The organism is Mycolicibacterium sp. MU0050, from assembly GCF_963378085.1.
In the GTDB taxonomy this organism is placed as follows: domain Bacteria; phylum Actinomycetota; class Actinomycetes; order Mycobacteriales; family Mycobacteriaceae; genus Mycobacterium; species Mycobacterium wendilense.
This window is the reverse complement of the sequence record NZ_OY726395.1, coordinates 4,225,912-4,241,330: the sequence shown is the minus strand read 5'-3', so window position 1 is coordinate 4,241,330 and position 15,419 is coordinate 4,225,912. Positions and strand designations below refer to the sequence as shown.

Below are 15,419 nucleotides of genomic sequence, written 5' to 3'. Positions count from 1 at the left end.
ATAACGCGATCGGCACTGTTGAGGCCGCACCGGCTTTCGATACGGGCGCTGACCGGAGTTGGTGGACTTGGGCGCTTCCAATAGAGCTATTATGTATCGTATTATTTCGAGTGGGCCGACATGGACTCGACACCCCAGGCTCATCAGCTCCCAGTGGGCGGATCCGACGACCGCGACGGAGGCTGTGTGGGAGCGCGCGAACGAGTTCTCGAATGACGAAGGTGACGACAAATGCCATTGCAACCGCACATGCAGTTGATCTCCACGGATGATCATCTGATTGAGCACCCGAGGCTCTGGACTGACCGGCTGCCGAAGAAGCATCTTGAGAATGGCCCCAAGATCATCGAGAAGTTGATGCCGAAGGCGATCAACCCGGGCAACGGCGCCGCGATAGGCGAAGGATTGTCCGAACGGCCTGCGCAGGTCTGGGAGTACGAAGGCCGAATCTACCCATACATCGGCCTCAACGCGGTCGCAGGCAAGAAGCCCGAGGAGTATGGGGTCGAGCCGACTCGGTACGAGGACATGCTGCCGGGGTGCTACGACCCCAAGGCTCGTGTGGCGGACATGGACATCGACGGTGTACATGCGACCTTGTCGTTCCCTTCGTTCCCGCGCTTTGCCGGCACGGTCTTTTTGGAGGGTAAAGACCTCGAACTGGCGCTGTTGTCGGTGCAGGCATGGAACGACTACGTGCTTGACGAATGGTGCCCGACTGCGCCGGATCGCCTGATTCCACTGACGATCCTCCCGCTGTGGTCGATCGAGGACTGCGTGAAGGAGATCCACCGAACTGCGGCGAAGGGGTCGCGCACCATATCATTTCCGGAAAACCCTGTGCCGCTGGGACTTCCTTCGTTCCACACGGATCATTGGGATCCGGTCTTCGCTGCCGCGGTGGAGACAGAGCAACCGTTGTGCGTTCACTTCGGCACATCCGGCCAGGCCCCCATCACAGCACCGGAAGCGCCGATGGCGGTGATGATTTCCCTGTTCGGATGCAACTCCATGTATGCCACGGCCGACCTGCTGTTCTCGCCGGTGTTCCACAAGCATCCTGGGCTGAAATTCCTGCTGTCCGAGGGTGGGGTGGGCTGGGTTCCCTACCTGTTGGAGCGGATGGACGCCACCTGGTCGAAGCACCGCCACTACCAGAACATCGATCCGACCGTGCGGCCGTCCGAGTTGTTCGCCAAGCACATCCACGGATGCTTCATCGAGGACGACTTCGGAATCGCCAATCGTCACGCCATCGGCATTGACAACATCACCTGGGAGAGCGACTACCCGCACTCCGATTCGAACTGGCCCAACAGTCGCAAGCTGGTCCACGAGTCGATGCTGCACGTCCCAGACGAGGACGTGCACAAGATCGTCGAACTCAATGCGCGGAAGCTCTTCAACTTCCCTCGGTCATGACGGACAGCAGAATGCCAGAACGCGATGATATGAGCGGGCCGGCCGCCCGTCTGTCGCAGGATGATTGGGTCGATCAGGATCTGCTCACCCAGAGCCTGGCCGCGGCACTGCTGGATGATGAGATCGCTGCTGAACGTGACCGCATCCAGCGGTATGACAGTGGTGGACAGGTGCCGGAGGCTTTGCTCGACCGGGTCGGGATGCAGCGCCGGCTCGTCGCGATGGAAACCTTGCGCGACAGCCTTCGCAGACAGGGTCGGTGACGTCGGGTGACCTCGGGCAAGGGGGAGAGCCCTTCGTTGGTTGAGTCCGGGCCGACGCGTCCGCTGCCGCAGCCGACGCTGTCCAGTGCGGCCTTCTGGGCTTCGGGAGCTGACGGGGTGCTGCGCATCGCCCAGTGCAGCGCTTGTCGTCGGCGGGTGCATCCACCCGTGGCCCTGTGCCCTTACTGCCATGCTCGTGATGTGTCCTTGACGCCGGTATCCGGACGTGGCGTCGTTGTCGGATTCACGGTGAACGAACAGCAGTGGCTCGCGGACTTCCCTCCGCCCTACGTCGTGGCGATCGTCGCTCTGGATGAAGATCCCGCGGTCCGATTGACGACGAACATTATCAACTGCGATGTCCAGGATGTGTGTATCGGGCTGAACGTGCGGGTTGTCTTCTCGAAGCAGGACTCCAAGGTGTGGCTGCCTCTGTTCGAGCCCGACCCGCACGCCCTCGAGTCGGTGTCAGCCCCACCCGCGAACCCGGAACCGGACCTGACCCCGCGTCCCCGGGTCTCAGCACACAAGTTCGAGGACCGGGTCGCAGTGACCGGAGTAGGCCAGTCTCGACTCGGCCGACGGCTGATGGTGGACCCGTTGTCGTTGACGGTGGACGCGTGTCTGCAGGCGGTGGCGGATGCCGGGCTGACTCTGGCGGAGATCGACGGACTGTCCACCTATCCCGGAAGCCCGGCTGTCCACCCAGGCATGTCCGAGGGGGGCATCATGGCCCTGGAGGAGGCCCTTCGGATCCGGCCAACCTGGGTCAACGGCGGAGGGGATCTCCCTGGGCAGAACGGCTCCATCATCGCAGCCATGCTGGCCGTTGCGGCCGGCTTGTGCCGACATGTCCTGTGTTTCCGAACTGTATGGGAGGCAAGCCACGCCGCGTTGGTCCGTAGCGGTGACTGGATACCACCGGTGGAGCGGGCGACCGGGATGGCCGAGGAACGCTCACCCTATGGGGCCGTGTCGGCGGCGAACTGGATAGCCTGCCAGGCTTCGCACTATCTGCATCGCTACGGCGTGAGCAGGGATGTGTTGGGCTGGATCGCGGTCAACGCCCGAACCAACGCGGCGCGCAACCCTGAGGCGGTGTATCGCGACCCGATCACGATCGACGACTACCACGCTGCGCGGATGATCTCTTCACCATTCGGCCTCTACGACTGTGACGTGCCGATCGACGGTGCGGTGGCGGTGATCGTTTCGGCGGTGGAAACCGCGGCCGACTGCCGCAATCCCGCGGTTCTGGTGGAGGCGGTCGGCACCCAGATCATGGAACGTCTTTCCTGGGACCAGAGCACCCTCACCCACCTGCCTCAGTCACTTGGCCCATCGGCCCATCTGTGGTCCCGGACCGACCTTCGTCACGATGACGTCGATGTCGCTCTGCTGTACGACGGTTTCAGCTTCAACGCCCTGTCGTGGCTGGAGGGCCTGGGGTTCTGTGAGTTCGGTGGCGCGACAGACTTCGTCGACGAGGGGAGGGGCATCGGGATGCGGGGAAGGCTGCCACTCAATCCACACGGTGGACAGCTTTCGGCGGGGCGGACGCATGGCTACGGACTGTTTCGCGAGGCCGTGCTGCAGCTGCGCGGCCAAGCCCATGGCCGTCAGGTCGAGAATGCGCGTGTCGCCGTTGTCACTGCCGGGGGAGGCGTTCCCTCGGGCGCGATTCTGCTGCGCAACAACTGATTTTCCACCATAGGTCAGAGTGCCTTCGACAACCGAGACAACGAGGAGTAACCATGCACCGCCCGATGGAAGGCGTCCGTATCCTGGAGGTCGCGCAGTACACCTTCGTGCCGGCCGCCGCGGCAATTCTCGCTGATTGGGGCGCGGATGTCATCAAGGTGGAGCACGCCGAGAAGGGCGACGCTCAGCGCGGTCTGGTTCGGGTGCTCGGTCTCGACGCGGGTCGGGAGGGCTCGTCGTTCGCGCCGATCATGGAGGGGCCAAACCGCAGCAAACGAAGCATCGGACTGGATCTGGAGAAACAAGAAGCACGTCCCGTGCTTGAAGAACTGGTGAGGCGCAGTGATGTGTTCCTCACCAATTATCTGCCCTCAGCCCGTCGTAAGCTCGGAATCAATGTCGAAGATATCCGAAAGATCAACCCCGACATCATCTATGCGGTGGGCAGTGGGTTCGGCAGTGAGGGTCCTGACGCCGAGCGTGGCGCCTATGATTCGACGGCCTTCTGGGCGCGGGGTGGCAGCGCGGACGGTCTGAATCCGCCGGGCACCGCCCGTTCGGCGTTCATGCCCTCCGGTGCATACGGCGACAACATGGGAGGGTTGAGCATCGCCGCTGGCATCTCCGCTGCACTCTACGGACGGAAGTGTACGGGGAAGCCGTCTGAGATCGACGTCTCCCTGCTGGCAGTGGGCGCCTGGGCAACCCAGTTCAATGTGAATCTGGCGATGATGACCGGTGGACCTCTTCCTAAGGCGGACAGCACAACACAGGCACCGGGAAACCCGCTCACCGGAAGTTACCGGACGTTGGACGGCCGCTGGCTGCAGTTCGCGATACTCCAGCCGATCCGGTACTGGAGAGAGTTCTTCACGGCCATTGGGCTCGATGACGTCGCCACTGATCCCAGGTACGACACACTCGATCGCATCGCCGCAGACAAGGACGCGCTGTGTGAGCGCATCGCCGAGTCCATCGCGTCGAGAACCTATGCCGACTGGGTTGTCGGCTTCAAGGACTTCACCGGCCAGTGGGCCCCCGTCCAGGACGGATGGGACATGGCTCACGACGAGGCACTCCTGGCGAACGGACGTATCGTAGAAGTCGTCGATGCAGACGGAGTGCGCCAACGACTGGTGGCGAACCCAGTGAAGTTCGACAACCATGCGGTTCAGATGGAGCGTGCGCCTCAGTTCGCAGAGCACACCGACGAGATCCTCCGTGAGCTCGGCGTGGACGATGAAGGCCTGATCGAGCTGAAGATCGCCGGCGCGGCTACCTGATTGCTGGACGGGTGCGCGGTGACCGAGGCGAACCACGGTGACGCGCGCCCGTCGGGGTGGGTGGTGGTGAGTCGTTCGGCCAGCACCGCGGGCAGGTCGATATTGTGGACAGTGGTCATCGCGTTGATTCCTTTGCTCGAGTGACTTCTGCGGGTCTCTCGAAGAATCACGCGATGACCTTCAATCACTCGGCTACGACACGCCGGCACCGCTGATCAGCTCCGGACTCGTACACCACTCTGCTGGACGCAACCGTGCGGTGCCGCCGGATCAGAGTGTCCAGATTGATCGGTTCGGCGTAGAGGGACCGTCGGGGACACCTCTGCGCGCGGCAACGGCCGTGCGCAGAGGTGCGTGGCTGCCCGACTACAGGCCGAGGGACCGGCCGATGAGTTCCTTCATGATCTGCGTCGAACCCCCATACACAGTTTGGATCCGGGCGTCGAGATACGCCTGTGCGATCGGGTATTCGGTCATATACCCGTATCCACCGAACATCTGCTGACAACCGTAGACCACGCGCTGCTGAAGCTCTGTGGTCCACCATTTGGCCTTGGCGGCTCCTGTCGCGTCGAGGGTTCCCGCGTTGAGCGCCGTGATGCATCGATCCACGTACACCTGGGCGATGTCGATCTCGGTCTCGTAAGTGGCCAGTTCGAACTTGTTGGCCTGGAATGAACCGATCGGACTGCCGAATGCCCTGCGGGACTTCACGTAGTCCAGCGTCATGTCCAAGACGGCTCGACACGATGCGACTGCGTTCAGTGCGATCGACAGTCGTTCCATCGGCAGGTTGCGCATGAGGTGAATGAACCCACGACCCACCTCTCCAACGACGTTTGCGGCGGGAACGTGCACGTCGTTGAAGGTCAACTCCGCAGTGTCCTGCGAACGCAAGCCGATCTTGTCGAGCTTGCGACCGCGATCGAATCCGGGCATGCCCCGCTCGACCGCGAGGAGGGTGAATGCGGAGCTGGCCTTGGCGTCGGGCTCGGGGGCGGTCCGAGCTACGACGATCACGAGGTCGGCGTGAATGCCGGATGAGATGAATGTCTTGGCGCCGTTGAGGATCCACCCGTCTTGCGCAGGCCTGGCGTGGGTTCGGATTCCTTGGAGGTCGCTGCCTGCATCGGGTTCGGTCATCGCGACTGCGGCGATGAGTTCACCTCGGGCGAACGGCGGGAGCCAACGCCGGCGTTGCTCTTCGGTCGTCAGATCCAGCAGGTACGGGGCGATGATGTCGTTCTGGAGCGAGAACGCAGGCCCGTGCGCGGATGCGTACGCACACTCCTCGGCCACGACAGCGTTGTAGCGGAAATCGTTGTTCACGCCCGCACCGCCGAATTCCTCGGGTACTGAGAATCCCAGGATTCCGTACCGGGCGGCCTCTGTATACACCGACCGGTCGACGATGCCGTCGGCGTTCCACCTGTCCTGGAACGGTGAAACGTGGCGGGACAGGAACTCTCGGACGGACTCGCGGAACTGGACGTGCTCGGGTTCGAAGATGTCGCGCTGCAATTTCTCGGCTTTCTACCAGCGGATCGATTGGCCAGCATCGACCGGCAGGCTGACACCGGTGATGTTGCAGGCTTGATCGGAGATGAGGAAAAGGATGGCGTCGGAGATGTCGGACGGTTCTGACCATGGGACAGGAAGAACATTGAGTCGCTGGGCGATACGGCTGAAGTCCTCCATCGTTGGATTCTCGCGGCCCGGCAGGAAGAGTCCGTACGTTGGCTCGTTCTGAAGCATGTCGGTGTTGGTGCTGTTGGGGTGAATGGCGTTCACCCGGATCCTGTGTCTGCCCAGCTCGAGGGCGAGCACCTTCATCATGCCCACGAGCCCGTGCTTGGCAGCTGCATAGTGCACGCAATGCTCCATGCCTCGCAGCCCGGCTGTGGAGCTCGTCAGGATGATCGATCCACCGCGCTGGCCGGCGACCAGATGGGGTAGGGCGGCCTTGACGGTCCACCAGACTCCATTCAGGTTGACGTCGATCATGTCGCTCCATGACTGCGCGTCAAGGTCGAGGGCAGAACTGTAATGGGCGATACCGGCGTTTCCGAGCACGATGTCGAGACGTCCGAACTCCTTGACGCCGGCATCGACGGTCTCCCGCAGGAAGTCGAAGTCGCGAACATCACCTGCGCGGAAAAGGATACGACCTCCGGCAGATTCGACGAGTCGGACCGTCTCATCGAGGTCCGCTGGATCTGCCAGGGGATAGGGAACCGTCGGTATCGGGGCGCAGATGTCGACGGCGATGATGTCGGCCCCCTCTTGAGCCAGCCGGATGGCGTGGCTGCGTCCCTGGCCGCGGGCGGCTCCGGTGATGAATGCGACCTTGCCCGCGGCCACTCCGCTGCGCTGTGTGCTCACTGTCCTGATCCTCCTGCTTTCTCGGGTCGATGCCGACATTGTGGTGCCCCATTCAAATGGTCACGGCGCCACCGGCGTGGCCGGCGCATCGCTCATGCGCTCAAGAACCCTGCGGCGGACCAGCTTGCCGGTTTCGGTGCGCGGCAGTTCCGGCCAGAAGAACACGCGTTCGGGGGTCTTGCTGCTGCGGAGGGTGGCTCGCACGTGGGCGCGCAGCTCATCTGCGTCGGTGTCCTCGTCGGGACGCAGCACGACTACCGCCTCGATGCGTTGACCCCATTCCTCGTCGGGGACACCGACGACCGCCGCGTCGAGAACGGCGGGATGCCGAAGCAGCACGTCCTCAATCTCGGCGGGAGCGATGTTCTCCGCGCCCCTGATGATGGTGTCGTCATTGCGGCCTCCGACGAATAGATAACCGTCGGCGTCGAAGAATCCGTGGTCGCGCGTATTGAAGAACCCCTGGTCGTCCAGCGCCCTGCCGAGGCCGGCGTACTCGGCCGAGACCTGTTCGCCGCGGATCCAGATGGTGCCGTGCTGACCCGCGGCGAGTACCTGTCCATCGTCATCACGAATCTGGATGTCGACACCGGGTACGGGGCGGCCCACGGATGCCAGACGGGCACGAACGGCCGGTTCATCGGAGGCCACAGCCGCCCGGTGGTCATCGGGACCCAGGACCGCGACTGTCGAACTTGTTTCGGTGAGCCCGTATGCGTTCACGAAGTCGACGTGCTGCCAGATCTTCATCGCCTTCTCGATCACGCTGATCGGCATCGGAGCTCCACCGTAGGCGAGGGCGCGCAGGGAGGGGAGTTCTATGCCGTCGGCCACTTCCACGATGCGGGCCAGCATGGTTGGAACGACCAGTGCATTGGTGATGTTCTCCTGTTTGACGATATCGAGCCATTCGGTGGGCGTGAACTGCTCGAGGACCATCGTGCGCCGTCCGGCATACAGACTGGTGATCGCGTTCGCCACCGCAGCGATGTGGTACGGGGGGACGCTGATCAACGCGGAATCGGACTCCTCGGACGACCCGAATTCGACCGACCCGAATACGTATGATGTCAGGTTCTCGTGGCGCAGCAGGACACCTTTGGGTGCTGAGGTGGTCCCACTCGTGTAGATGATCACCGCCGGGGCCGGTTCGTCCGTCTCTGACGGCTGTCCGGTTTCTACAGTGAAACCATGCGTCGAGGCGCCATCGGTGGGCGTCGACGTGATACTCAGCCAGGCCTCGGGAGTATGGACCGTGGTCAGGCCGGCTTCGCGCAGAGCACCGATATGAGGCTTGTCGGCAATGCCGATGGCCAAGGGATGGTTGGACAACAACGCCTGCAGCTGTTCGCTACCAAGCCGATAGTTCACCGGGACCAGCGGCACCCCGGCGCGCGCTGCAGCGAAGAGGGCCACCGGAAAGGCCGGTCCGTTGACCGCCAGGTAGAGCAGGGCGTCGGCGTCGGCGAGCCGAATCATATCGGCACCGTGGGCGGCCATCTCGGCCAACTGCGCAGCCGTGAATCCGTCAGTTCTCGACCCGATGAGGATCCGGTCGCCGAAGCCGTCGACGGCCATGTCCAGCAGCATCGTAAGGTTCATCGAAACTTCCGTTCTAGAGTCGCCTGTCTGGGACCCGACTCAGTCCGAGGCAGGCAGGGGCTTGGCGGCCTTGATGGTGAGGGCGCGACCGTCGACAGCCAGCGCGCCGATACCGGGTTTCGTGCACAGCAGTTCAAGGCCGGTCTCGTCGTCGACGTAACGCTTGCCCAGTTCGGTAACACCGCAATGGGACTCCGACACGCTGCTGCCGTCGCCGGTTCCGACCTTGCCTGCGACCATCTCGGCCCCGCCGCAGGTCAGCGTCACCTCGCGCTGGGGCGCTCGGATGACCAGAACGGCGGTCGCGTCGACGGTGCTGGCCAGCCCCTGGCCGTTGGTGAGAATCATCGTTCCTCCTCTGAAAGTGGCGCGACGGCGGCTGACATCCTGGTGACGGATGTGTAGCCAACGCCCGATAATCGTACGATTAGGCATCGATTTAGCATAGGTGCGACGAATGCGCGGCGCCGTTGCCGTCTGTCATGCCGATGTGACGGTGGTCCGCGCGCGGATCAGGATGTCGATATGGCCCTGTTGCACGATCTCACCCCGCTGGTTCACCAGTTCGAAGAACCTGCCAACGACGCCGCGATCGCACTTGGAGGTGCGGCGGACCGAGGTGATGGTGAGCCGGAAACTGATCGTGTCGCCGATGAAGACGGGTGCGGTGAACTCCCAGTCTCGGATGCCGAGCATGGCGATGGCCGTTCCGGAGAACAGTCCGGTGCGGTCGAGGAGTCCAGTGAGCATCGACAATCCGAGGAGTCCGTACACGACGCGCTGGCCGTACGGGGTGGTCTTGCAGAACTCGACATCGGTGTGGATCGGGTTGAAGTCGCCGCTGAGTCCAGCGAAGCCGACGACGTCGGCTTCGGTCACCGTTCGTGAAGCGCTGGTGAAGACATCACCCGGATTGAGATCTTCGAGGTACTTGACGGACATGCGGCATTCCTTTCGGGTGAGGCTGGATGGGTGGCGCCCGGTGACTGCACCTGCCCGGCTGTTCCACAGGACCTTGGCGGACGCAGCTATCGCGAATAACTCGCGCTATCATATATCTATTTGATGAGGATGCTGGGAGGATGGGTGGAATGACCTGGACCACCGAGGGATCCATCGCGGCTCTGCTGCGATGGCGGCTCGATGAGAAGCCCGAGCGCGGGTTCGCATACGTGGAGGACGAAGGACCGTGGACCTATCAGTCGATCGGCGCGGAGGCTGTGCGGGTCGCGCGTGGTCTGCGGGCCCAGGCTGTCGGCGCGGGGGACCTCGTGATCGTCCGACTCGGCAACGACGAACGCTTCCTGGCTGCGGTCGGTGGAGTGTGGATGGGTGGCGCGGGTGCGATCGTCATGCATCCCGCCGCCCCTTCGAGGGATGTGACGTCGGTGGCGACGTCGATGGGGGCAAAGGCGATCATCGCCGATCCCGAGGATCTCCCCGCGAGGTCGGTGGGCCTGCCGTGCATCGCGATTGCCCGGTTCCCCGCGTCGGGTGCTGTGGATGCTGCGCAACTGGCCCAGACATACTCAGTGCCCGCCGTGCCGGGATCGTCGCCAGCCCTGGTTCTCTTGACTTCCGGGACCACCGGGCAGCCAAAGGGTGTGGTCCTTACCCACGACAACGCATGGGCGAACTTGCGTGCCACAGTCGCCGCCTTCCGCTCGGACACCTCTCCGACACCGATCTCGGACATCGCGAGGCCGCCCAATCTCATTTCAAACCCGTTGTCGCACACCGCAGGTGTGGTGCGGCTACTGTTTGCGCTCTACGTGGGGCGAACGATCGCACTTCTTCGCAAGTTCGATGCGACCATGGCGAAATCACTGATCGACCGGCACGGAATCGACAATCTGACCATCAATCCGGCGATGATGCGTATGTTGCTCGAAAACCTGCCCGACAATGCGGATCTGGGGAAGGTTCGGTACGTGTCGTCGGGTACGGCACCGTTGCCGCCGGCGTTGCGTGAGGAGTTCGAGAAGCGATTCGGCGTCCCGGTGCTGCAGGCATACGGTCAGACGGAGGCATTCGGCGGGATCGCCATCGAAAGTGTCAAGGACGTGCTCAGCGGTCGGCGCAAGCCGGGATCGGTCGGACGCCCACTTCCGGGGGTTGAGCTTCGGATCGTCGGTCCGGACGGCGAGGAGGTCGCTGGCGGTGAGGTCGGCGAGATCGTGGTCCGGGCACGCTCGGCGACATCGGGTTACATCGGTGGGGATGCCGTGCAACCTGTCGATGATGAGGGTTGGCTGCGCACCGGCGACCAGGGGCGTGTCGATGAGGACGGATACCTCTTCATCACCGGCCGAATCAAGAACATCATCATCTGTGGCGGCTTCAACATCGTGCCCGAGGAGGTGGAGGCCGCATTGGCCGAGGACAGGAGTGTCCGCGAGGTCACTGTGGTCGGGGTTCCCGATGACCGACTCGGCGAGGTGCCCGTCGCGATTGCTGAAAGTGATTGCAGTGCGGCTGATCTCATCGAGAAGATCGGTGACAGGCTAGCGCCGTACAAGCGGCCCAGGCGAGTGTTCGTCGTCGACGCGTTACCTCGAGTGGCGAATGGCAAGGTCGATCGGCCCGCCGCCGCCGCACTGGCCCGTGAGCTGTGCTCGTCGAACTGAGGAGAAACCGAATATATTGGAGAAATCGAAACTGCTGGCCGGACGTGCCGCGCTGATCACCGGCGCGGGACAGGGGCTCGGTCTGGCGATAGCGCAGGAGTTCGCGGTGCACGGTGCAGGGGTGCTCATCGCGGACATCGATGAGGACAGGGCTCGGGAGGCTGCAGTCAATCTGCACGAAAGGGGATTCGAGGCGCAGTTCACACGGTGCGACGTCGGCAGCGAAGACGACGTCAACAGAGCTGTCGGTGAATGCGCAGATCGGTTCGGCACCATCGATATCATGGTGAACAACGCAGGAATCACACGTGACGCGACGATGCGCACCATGACCGTCGATCAGTTCGACGCGGTCATCGGCACTCATCTGCGCGGCACCTGGCTTGGCGTTCGTGCCGCTGGGTGCGGTGATGCGCGAGCAGCGCGGTGGATCCATCATCAACATGTCATCGATCTCCGGCAAAGTCGGATTGGTGGGGCAGACCAACTACAGTGCGGCGAAGGCTGGGATCGTGGGCCTCACCAAGGCTGCAGCGAAAGAACTTGCCCGCCACGGTGTTCGAGTGAATGCAATTGCCCCCGGATTGATTCGTACGCCGATGACCGAGGCCATGCGTGAGGATGTCTGGAAAGCGAAGATGGATGAGATTCCGATGGGTCGGGCAGGGGCACCATCTGAGATCGCTTCAGTGGCGGCATTTCTCGCCTCTGACATGTCCAGCTATATGACCGCTGCGGTTCTAGAAGTGACCGGCGGGCGGCACGCGTGACATGAGCGGGCTGCAGCCGCAGTGGCCTGGGACTGCAGCCCGCGTCCTCACGGAGTCAGGCTGAGAAGGCCGTCCATATCGTGTTTCTCGGCGACGATGTCGCGCACCGCATCGAGGTGCTGGCGCCAGTGCTCAGTAGCTGCATGTACCGCACCTGCACTGAGCAGGTGGACGAGACGATCGTGAGCATCGATGATGTCCGCGGATGAGTCGAAGTCACAGTTCAGGTAGCCGTTGATGAGGTGGTGTACCAGCTTGCCGTACTCGGCGATGGTTGCGTTGCCGGCCAGTTCAACCAGTCGGACGTGAAAGTTCTCCTCGAGACCGGCGGTCAGCCGTGTGCCCTGATTCGACAGTCTCTGGGCGGCGACGATCCTGGACAGCTCGGCAATGGCTGCGTCGTCACGGTGGCGTGCTAGCTGTGCCACTGCGGCTGGCTCGATCATCATCCGCGCGCGGAACACATCACCGATGGACACACGGCGATACTGGAGCAGATCGCTGAGGTACCGGGCGGCAAGTCGGCCGGATGGCCGATGGACTGTTGTCCCGCCGCGGGATCCACGCTGCACCGTGATCAGGTGCTCCGCCTCCAGAATTCGAAATGCCTGACGCAAGGTGGGACGGGACACCTTGAGCTGTTTGAGGAGCTCTGCCTCGCTGGGCAGCAGTTCCCCTTCGGACAGTTCGCCCATCACGATCTGCTTGCGGATCGCGGCGGCGACGACGGAGGCCGCGTTCGGGGCCGACGGACTGGTCGTGGGCTGCGCAGACATGTTCCCCTCATGATACGTCGGTATACAGCTAACTTTTCACCGGATTCGTTTCCGATTGGAGTGATGGTTGTGAGAGCTCACGGTGGCGATGGCCCGGAGGGGTTGGCCTGACCCCGATTGGTTGATCCATGGCTTATGAGAGTCTTGCGGCCCACGTTGTGGGCAGGAAGGCTCGACAAGATCATGGCGACGAGGAAACGGCACAGTCCCGAGCAGATTGTGCGCAAGCTGATGGCTGCGGACCGACTGTTGGCCGAGGGCAAGGACACCGCGGCGGTCTGCCGCGAACTCGGTATCTCCGAGGCTACCTATCACCGCTGGCGCAACCAGTTCGGCGGGCTGAAGGCCGAGGACGCCAAGCGTCTCAAGGACCTCGAACGCGAGAACGCCACCCTCAAGAGACTGTTGGCCGATGCCGAGTTGGAGAAGGACGCGCTGCGGGAGATCGCCAAGGGAAACTTCTAGGCCCGGAACGCCGGCGGGCGGCCGTTCGTCACCTCCAGCGCGTGCTGGGGGTCAGCGAGCGGTTCGCCTGTCGCGTTGCCGGGCAACACCGCGCCACCCAACGCCACGAACCTCTCGCGGCGACGCCTGAGGATCCCGACGCCGCATTGCGGCAGTGGCTACGCGACTGGGCCAAGAAGCATCCCCGACGTGGTTTCCGGCCCGCCTACCACGATGCTCGCGACGAGGGCTGGCAAGTGAATCACAAGAGAATCCAACGCCTTTGGCGCGAGGAAGGTCTGCGGGTGCCGCAGCGGCGCAAGCGCAAACGACACGGCACCTCCACCGCCCCGCCAGAGGTCGTTGCCGATGCGCCGGACAGGGTGTGGGCCGTCGACTTCCAGTTCGACGTGACGACCGACGGCCGGCCGATCAAGATCGTGTCGATCATCGACGAGCACACCCGCGAATGCCTCGGCGGCATGGTCGAGCGCAGTATCACCGGCGATGACCTCACCGGGGAGCTCGACCGGGTCGCCGCCGCACGCGGCACCTACCCCGCAGTATTGCGGTGTGACAACGGACCCGAATTGGCCTGTGGCGCAATGGCTGACTGGGCCTCAGGCCAGGTTGGGTTGCACTTCATTCCGCCCGGCGAACCCTTGGCGCAACGGCTACGTTGAATCCTTCAACTCCCGCCTGCGCGACGAATGCCTCAACATCAACAGCTTCTGGTCCCTGGCCCACGCCCGCGTCGTCATCAGCGACTGGAAACACGACTACAACCACCACCGCCGGCACTCATCGCTGGGCTATCTGCCACCAGCCCGCTACGCTGCCACCTGTACCCACCGATGAACGACTCTCGTTCGCCGTGGACCAGTTCACGGGGTCCGGCCAGGGTTGCTTTGATCACCGCACACGCCTAGTATATCGATTACTAATAAATCGATTTGGCGTGTGGGTGCTGGGATCGCGACTGCCTGCGCCGCAATTGGAGGTCATATGGGTGCGGTCGACGACGCTGAACGGACCGAGTTGCGTGCGGTGACGCGTGGATTCTTCGAGAAGTACTCCGATGAGAGTGCTGTGCGCGCCACGATTGCCTCGGAGGAGTCGTACGACCGAACGATGTGGGACGCGATGGCCACTCAGCTGGGGTTGGCCGGGATGGTGATTCCCGAGGAGTACGGCGGTGGGGAATTCGCGTACGCAGATTTGGAGGTTGTGCTCGAGGAGATGGGCCGCGCGCTGGTGTGTGCGCCGTTCCTGTCGACGGCCGTGCTGGTGCCCGCGGCACTGCTGGCCTCTGGCGATCGCGACGCGTGTGCCCGGGTCCTGCCGGCGATCGCCGATGGGTCGCTCATCGCCACCCTCGCATTCACCGACGACTTCGGACAGTGGTCGGCCGACGACGCAGCGGTCACCGCCGACCGGCGGTCCGAGGGGTATGTCCTCAACGGCCGCCGGCGTTTCGTCCTCGATGGTGTGGCCGCGGGAGCCCTGCTCGTCGTGGCCCGCACCGACACCGGGCACGGCCTGTTCCTCGTTGAGGCCGACGCCGCTGGAGTGAGTCGCCGAAAGCTCGAAACCCTCGATCTCACTCGCGAACACGCAGATCTGTGCTTCGCCGATGTTGAGGCGACACTGATCGGCGCGGACGGTGCGGCATCGGACTACGTTGAGGCAGCGCTGGACGCAGCCCTGGTCGGTGTGGCCGCCCAACAGGTGGGGGCCGCGCGGCGGGCCTTGGAACTGAGTGTCGAGTACGCACAGATACGCGAGCAGTTCGAGCGGGTGATCGGATCGTTTCAGGTGATCAAGCACAAGTGTGCGGACATGCTGCTTGACGTCGAAACGGCCACGTCGGCGGCGGTGGCGGCGGCGGTCGCTCTCGATGAGCTCACGGATGACCGTTCGGTGGTCGCGAGTCTGGCGAAGGCGTACTGCTCAGAGGCTTTCAAACATGTTGCAGCCGAGACCATCCAGGTCCATGGAGGTATTGGCTTCACATGGGAGCATCCAGCACACCTGTACTTCCGCCGAGCGCGCGGCGATGAGGTGCTGTTCGGCACACCCGCCGCTCACCGCGAGCGAATGCTCGTTCGGCTGGGCCACTGACATGGCGGGTGAAAAGCATTCCTTCATC

12 protein-coding genes and 2 pseudogenes are annotated in these 15,419 nt (G+C 63.3%); 8 read left to right on the top strand and 6 right to left on the bottom strand.

The genetic code is table 11. The annotated features are described in order from the left end of the window. Nucleotides 1–231: 231 nt before the first annotated feature. The 4 genes from R2K23_RS20295 to R2K23_RS20280 are packed head-to-tail and all read left to right on the top strand — an operon-like array spanning nucleotide 232 to nucleotide 4,669. Complete coding sequence (locus tag R2K23_RS20295; protein ID WP_316512106.1) at nucleotides 232–1,422, top strand: amidohydrolase family protein; 1,191 nt, start codon at nucleotides 232–234, stop codon at nucleotides 1,420–1,422. An 11-nt stretch (nucleotides 1,423–1,433) separates the two neighbouring features. Continuing rightward, nucleotides 1,434–1,685: a hypothetical protein gene (locus R2K23_RS20290; protein ID WP_316512101.1), complete on the top strand. Its 252-nt coding sequence runs from the start codon at nucleotides 1,434–1,436 to the stop codon at nucleotides 1,683–1,685. A 6-nt stretch (nucleotides 1,686–1,691) separates the two neighbouring features. Beyond that, nucleotides 1,692–3,386, top strand: coding sequence for a thiolase C-terminal domain-containing protein (locus R2K23_RS20285; protein ID WP_316512099.1), 1,695 nt, complete (start codon nucleotides 1,692–1,694; stop codon nucleotides 3,384–3,386). Between the two features lie 53 nt (nucleotides 3,387–3,439). Further along, nucleotides 3,440–4,669, top strand: a complete 1,230-nt coding sequence (locus R2K23_RS20280) for a CaiB/BaiF CoA transferase family protein (protein ID WP_316512097.1) — start codon at nucleotides 3,440–3,442, stop codon at nucleotides 4,667–4,669. 366 nt (nucleotides 4,670–5,035) lie between these two features. Here R2K23_RS20280 and R2K23_RS20275 read toward each other — a convergent pair whose 3' ends face one another. From R2K23_RS20275 to R2K23_RS20255, 5 genes are all read right to left on the bottom strand, one after another. Beyond that, entirely contained in the window at nucleotides 5,036–6,190 is a 1,155-nt protein-coding gene (locus R2K23_RS20275) for an acyl-CoA dehydrogenase family protein (protein ID WP_316512096.1), read from the bottom strand. Between the two features lie 12 nt (nucleotides 6,191–6,202). Then, the gene (locus R2K23_RS20270) at nucleotides 6,203–7,051 is read right to left on the bottom strand and encodes a mycofactocin-coupled SDR family oxidoreductase (protein ID WP_316512094.1); all 849 of its coding nucleotides are present in this window, start codon (nucleotides 7,049–7,051) and stop codon (nucleotides 6,203–6,205) included. 60 nt (nucleotides 7,052–7,111) lie between these two features. Further along, entirely contained in the window at nucleotides 7,112–8,653 is a 1,542-nt protein-coding gene (locus R2K23_RS20265; RefSeq protein ID WP_316512093.1) for a class I adenylate-forming enzyme family protein, read from the bottom strand. A gap of 39 nt (nucleotides 8,654–8,692) precedes the next feature. Continuing rightward, nucleotides 8,693–9,001 (bottom strand): hypothetical protein, encoded by a 309-nt coding sequence (locus R2K23_RS20260; RefSeq protein ID WP_316512092.1) that lies wholly within the window; start codon nucleotides 8,999–9,001, stop codon nucleotides 8,693–8,695. Between the two features lie 132 nt (nucleotides 9,002–9,133). Continuing rightward, entirely contained in the window at nucleotides 9,134–9,595 is a 462-nt protein-coding gene (locus R2K23_RS20255) for a MaoC/PaaZ C-terminal domain-containing protein (RefSeq protein WP_316512091.1), read from the bottom strand. 149 nt (nucleotides 9,596–9,744) lie between these two features. On the opposite strand from R2K23_RS20255, the gene R2K23_RS20250 reads away from it, so the two are divergent. Beyond that, nucleotides 9,745–11,280: a class I adenylate-forming enzyme family protein gene (locus tag R2K23_RS20250; protein WP_316512090.1), complete on the top strand. Its 1,536-nt coding sequence runs from the start codon at nucleotides 9,745–9,747 to the stop codon at nucleotides 11,278–11,280. A 16-nt stretch (nucleotides 11,281–11,296) separates the two neighbouring features. After that, nucleotides 11,297–12,050, top strand: a pseudogene (gene fabG, locus R2K23_RS20245) (3-oxoacyl-ACP reductase FabG). 47 nt (nucleotides 12,051–12,097) lie between these two features. Here the strand turns inward: fabG and R2K23_RS20240 are convergent. Then, a complete protein-coding gene (locus tag R2K23_RS20240) occupies nucleotides 12,098–12,826 on the bottom strand; it encodes a FadR/GntR family transcriptional regulator (protein ID WP_316512089.1) in 729 nt (242 codons plus the stop codon). Between the two features lie 183 nt (nucleotides 12,827–13,009). Between R2K23_RS20240 and R2K23_RS20235 the strand changes: the two are divergent. After that, a pseudogene (locus R2K23_RS20235) lies at nucleotides 13,010–14,128 on the top strand (IS3 family transposase). Between the two features lie 147 nt (nucleotides 14,129–14,275). Then, the gene (locus R2K23_RS20230; RefSeq protein WP_316512088.1) at nucleotides 14,276–15,391 is read left to right on the top strand and encodes an acyl-CoA dehydrogenase family protein; all 1,116 of its coding nucleotides are present in this window, start codon (nucleotides 14,276–14,278) and stop codon (nucleotides 15,389–15,391) included. Nucleotides 15,392–15,419 lie beyond the last annotated feature (28 nt).

What these genes read in the sequence shown, in the direction of transcription:
- R2K23_RS20230 (WP_316512088.1), top strand. Translation starts at nt 14,276, where the DNA reads ATGGGTGCGGTCGACGACGCTGAACGGACCGAGTTGCGTGCGGTGACG.
- R2K23_RS20240 (WP_316512089.1), bottom strand. Translation starts at nt 12,826, where the DNA reads ATGTCTGCGCAGCCCACGACCAGTCCGTCGGCCCCGAACGCGGCCTCC.
- R2K23_RS20280 (WP_316512097.1), top strand. Translation starts at nt 3,440, where the DNA reads ATGCACCGCCCGATGGAAGGCGTCCGTATCCTGGAGGTCGCGCAGTAC.
- R2K23_RS20265 (WP_316512093.1), bottom strand. Translation starts at nt 8,653, where the DNA reads ATGAACCTTACGATGCTGCTGGACATGGCCGTCGACGGCTTCGGCGAC.
- R2K23_RS20260 (WP_316512092.1), bottom strand. Translation starts at nt 9,001, where the DNA reads ATGATTCTCACCAACGGCCAGGGGCTGGCCAGCACCGTCGACGCGACC.
- R2K23_RS20250 (WP_316512090.1), top strand. Translation starts at nt 9,745, where the DNA reads ATGACCTGGACCACCGAGGGATCCATCGCGGCTCTGCTGCGATGGCGG.
- R2K23_RS20255 (WP_316512091.1), bottom strand. Translation starts at nt 9,595, where the DNA reads ATGTCCGTCAAGTACCTCGAAGATCTCAATCCGGGTGATGTCTTCACC.
- R2K23_RS20295 (WP_316512106.1), top strand. Translation starts at nt 232, where the DNA reads ATGCCATTGCAACCGCACATGCAGTTGATCTCCACGGATGATCATCTG.
- R2K23_RS20290 (WP_316512101.1), top strand. Translation starts at nt 1,434, where the DNA reads ATGCCAGAACGCGATGATATGAGCGGGCCGGCCGCCCGTCTGTCGCAG.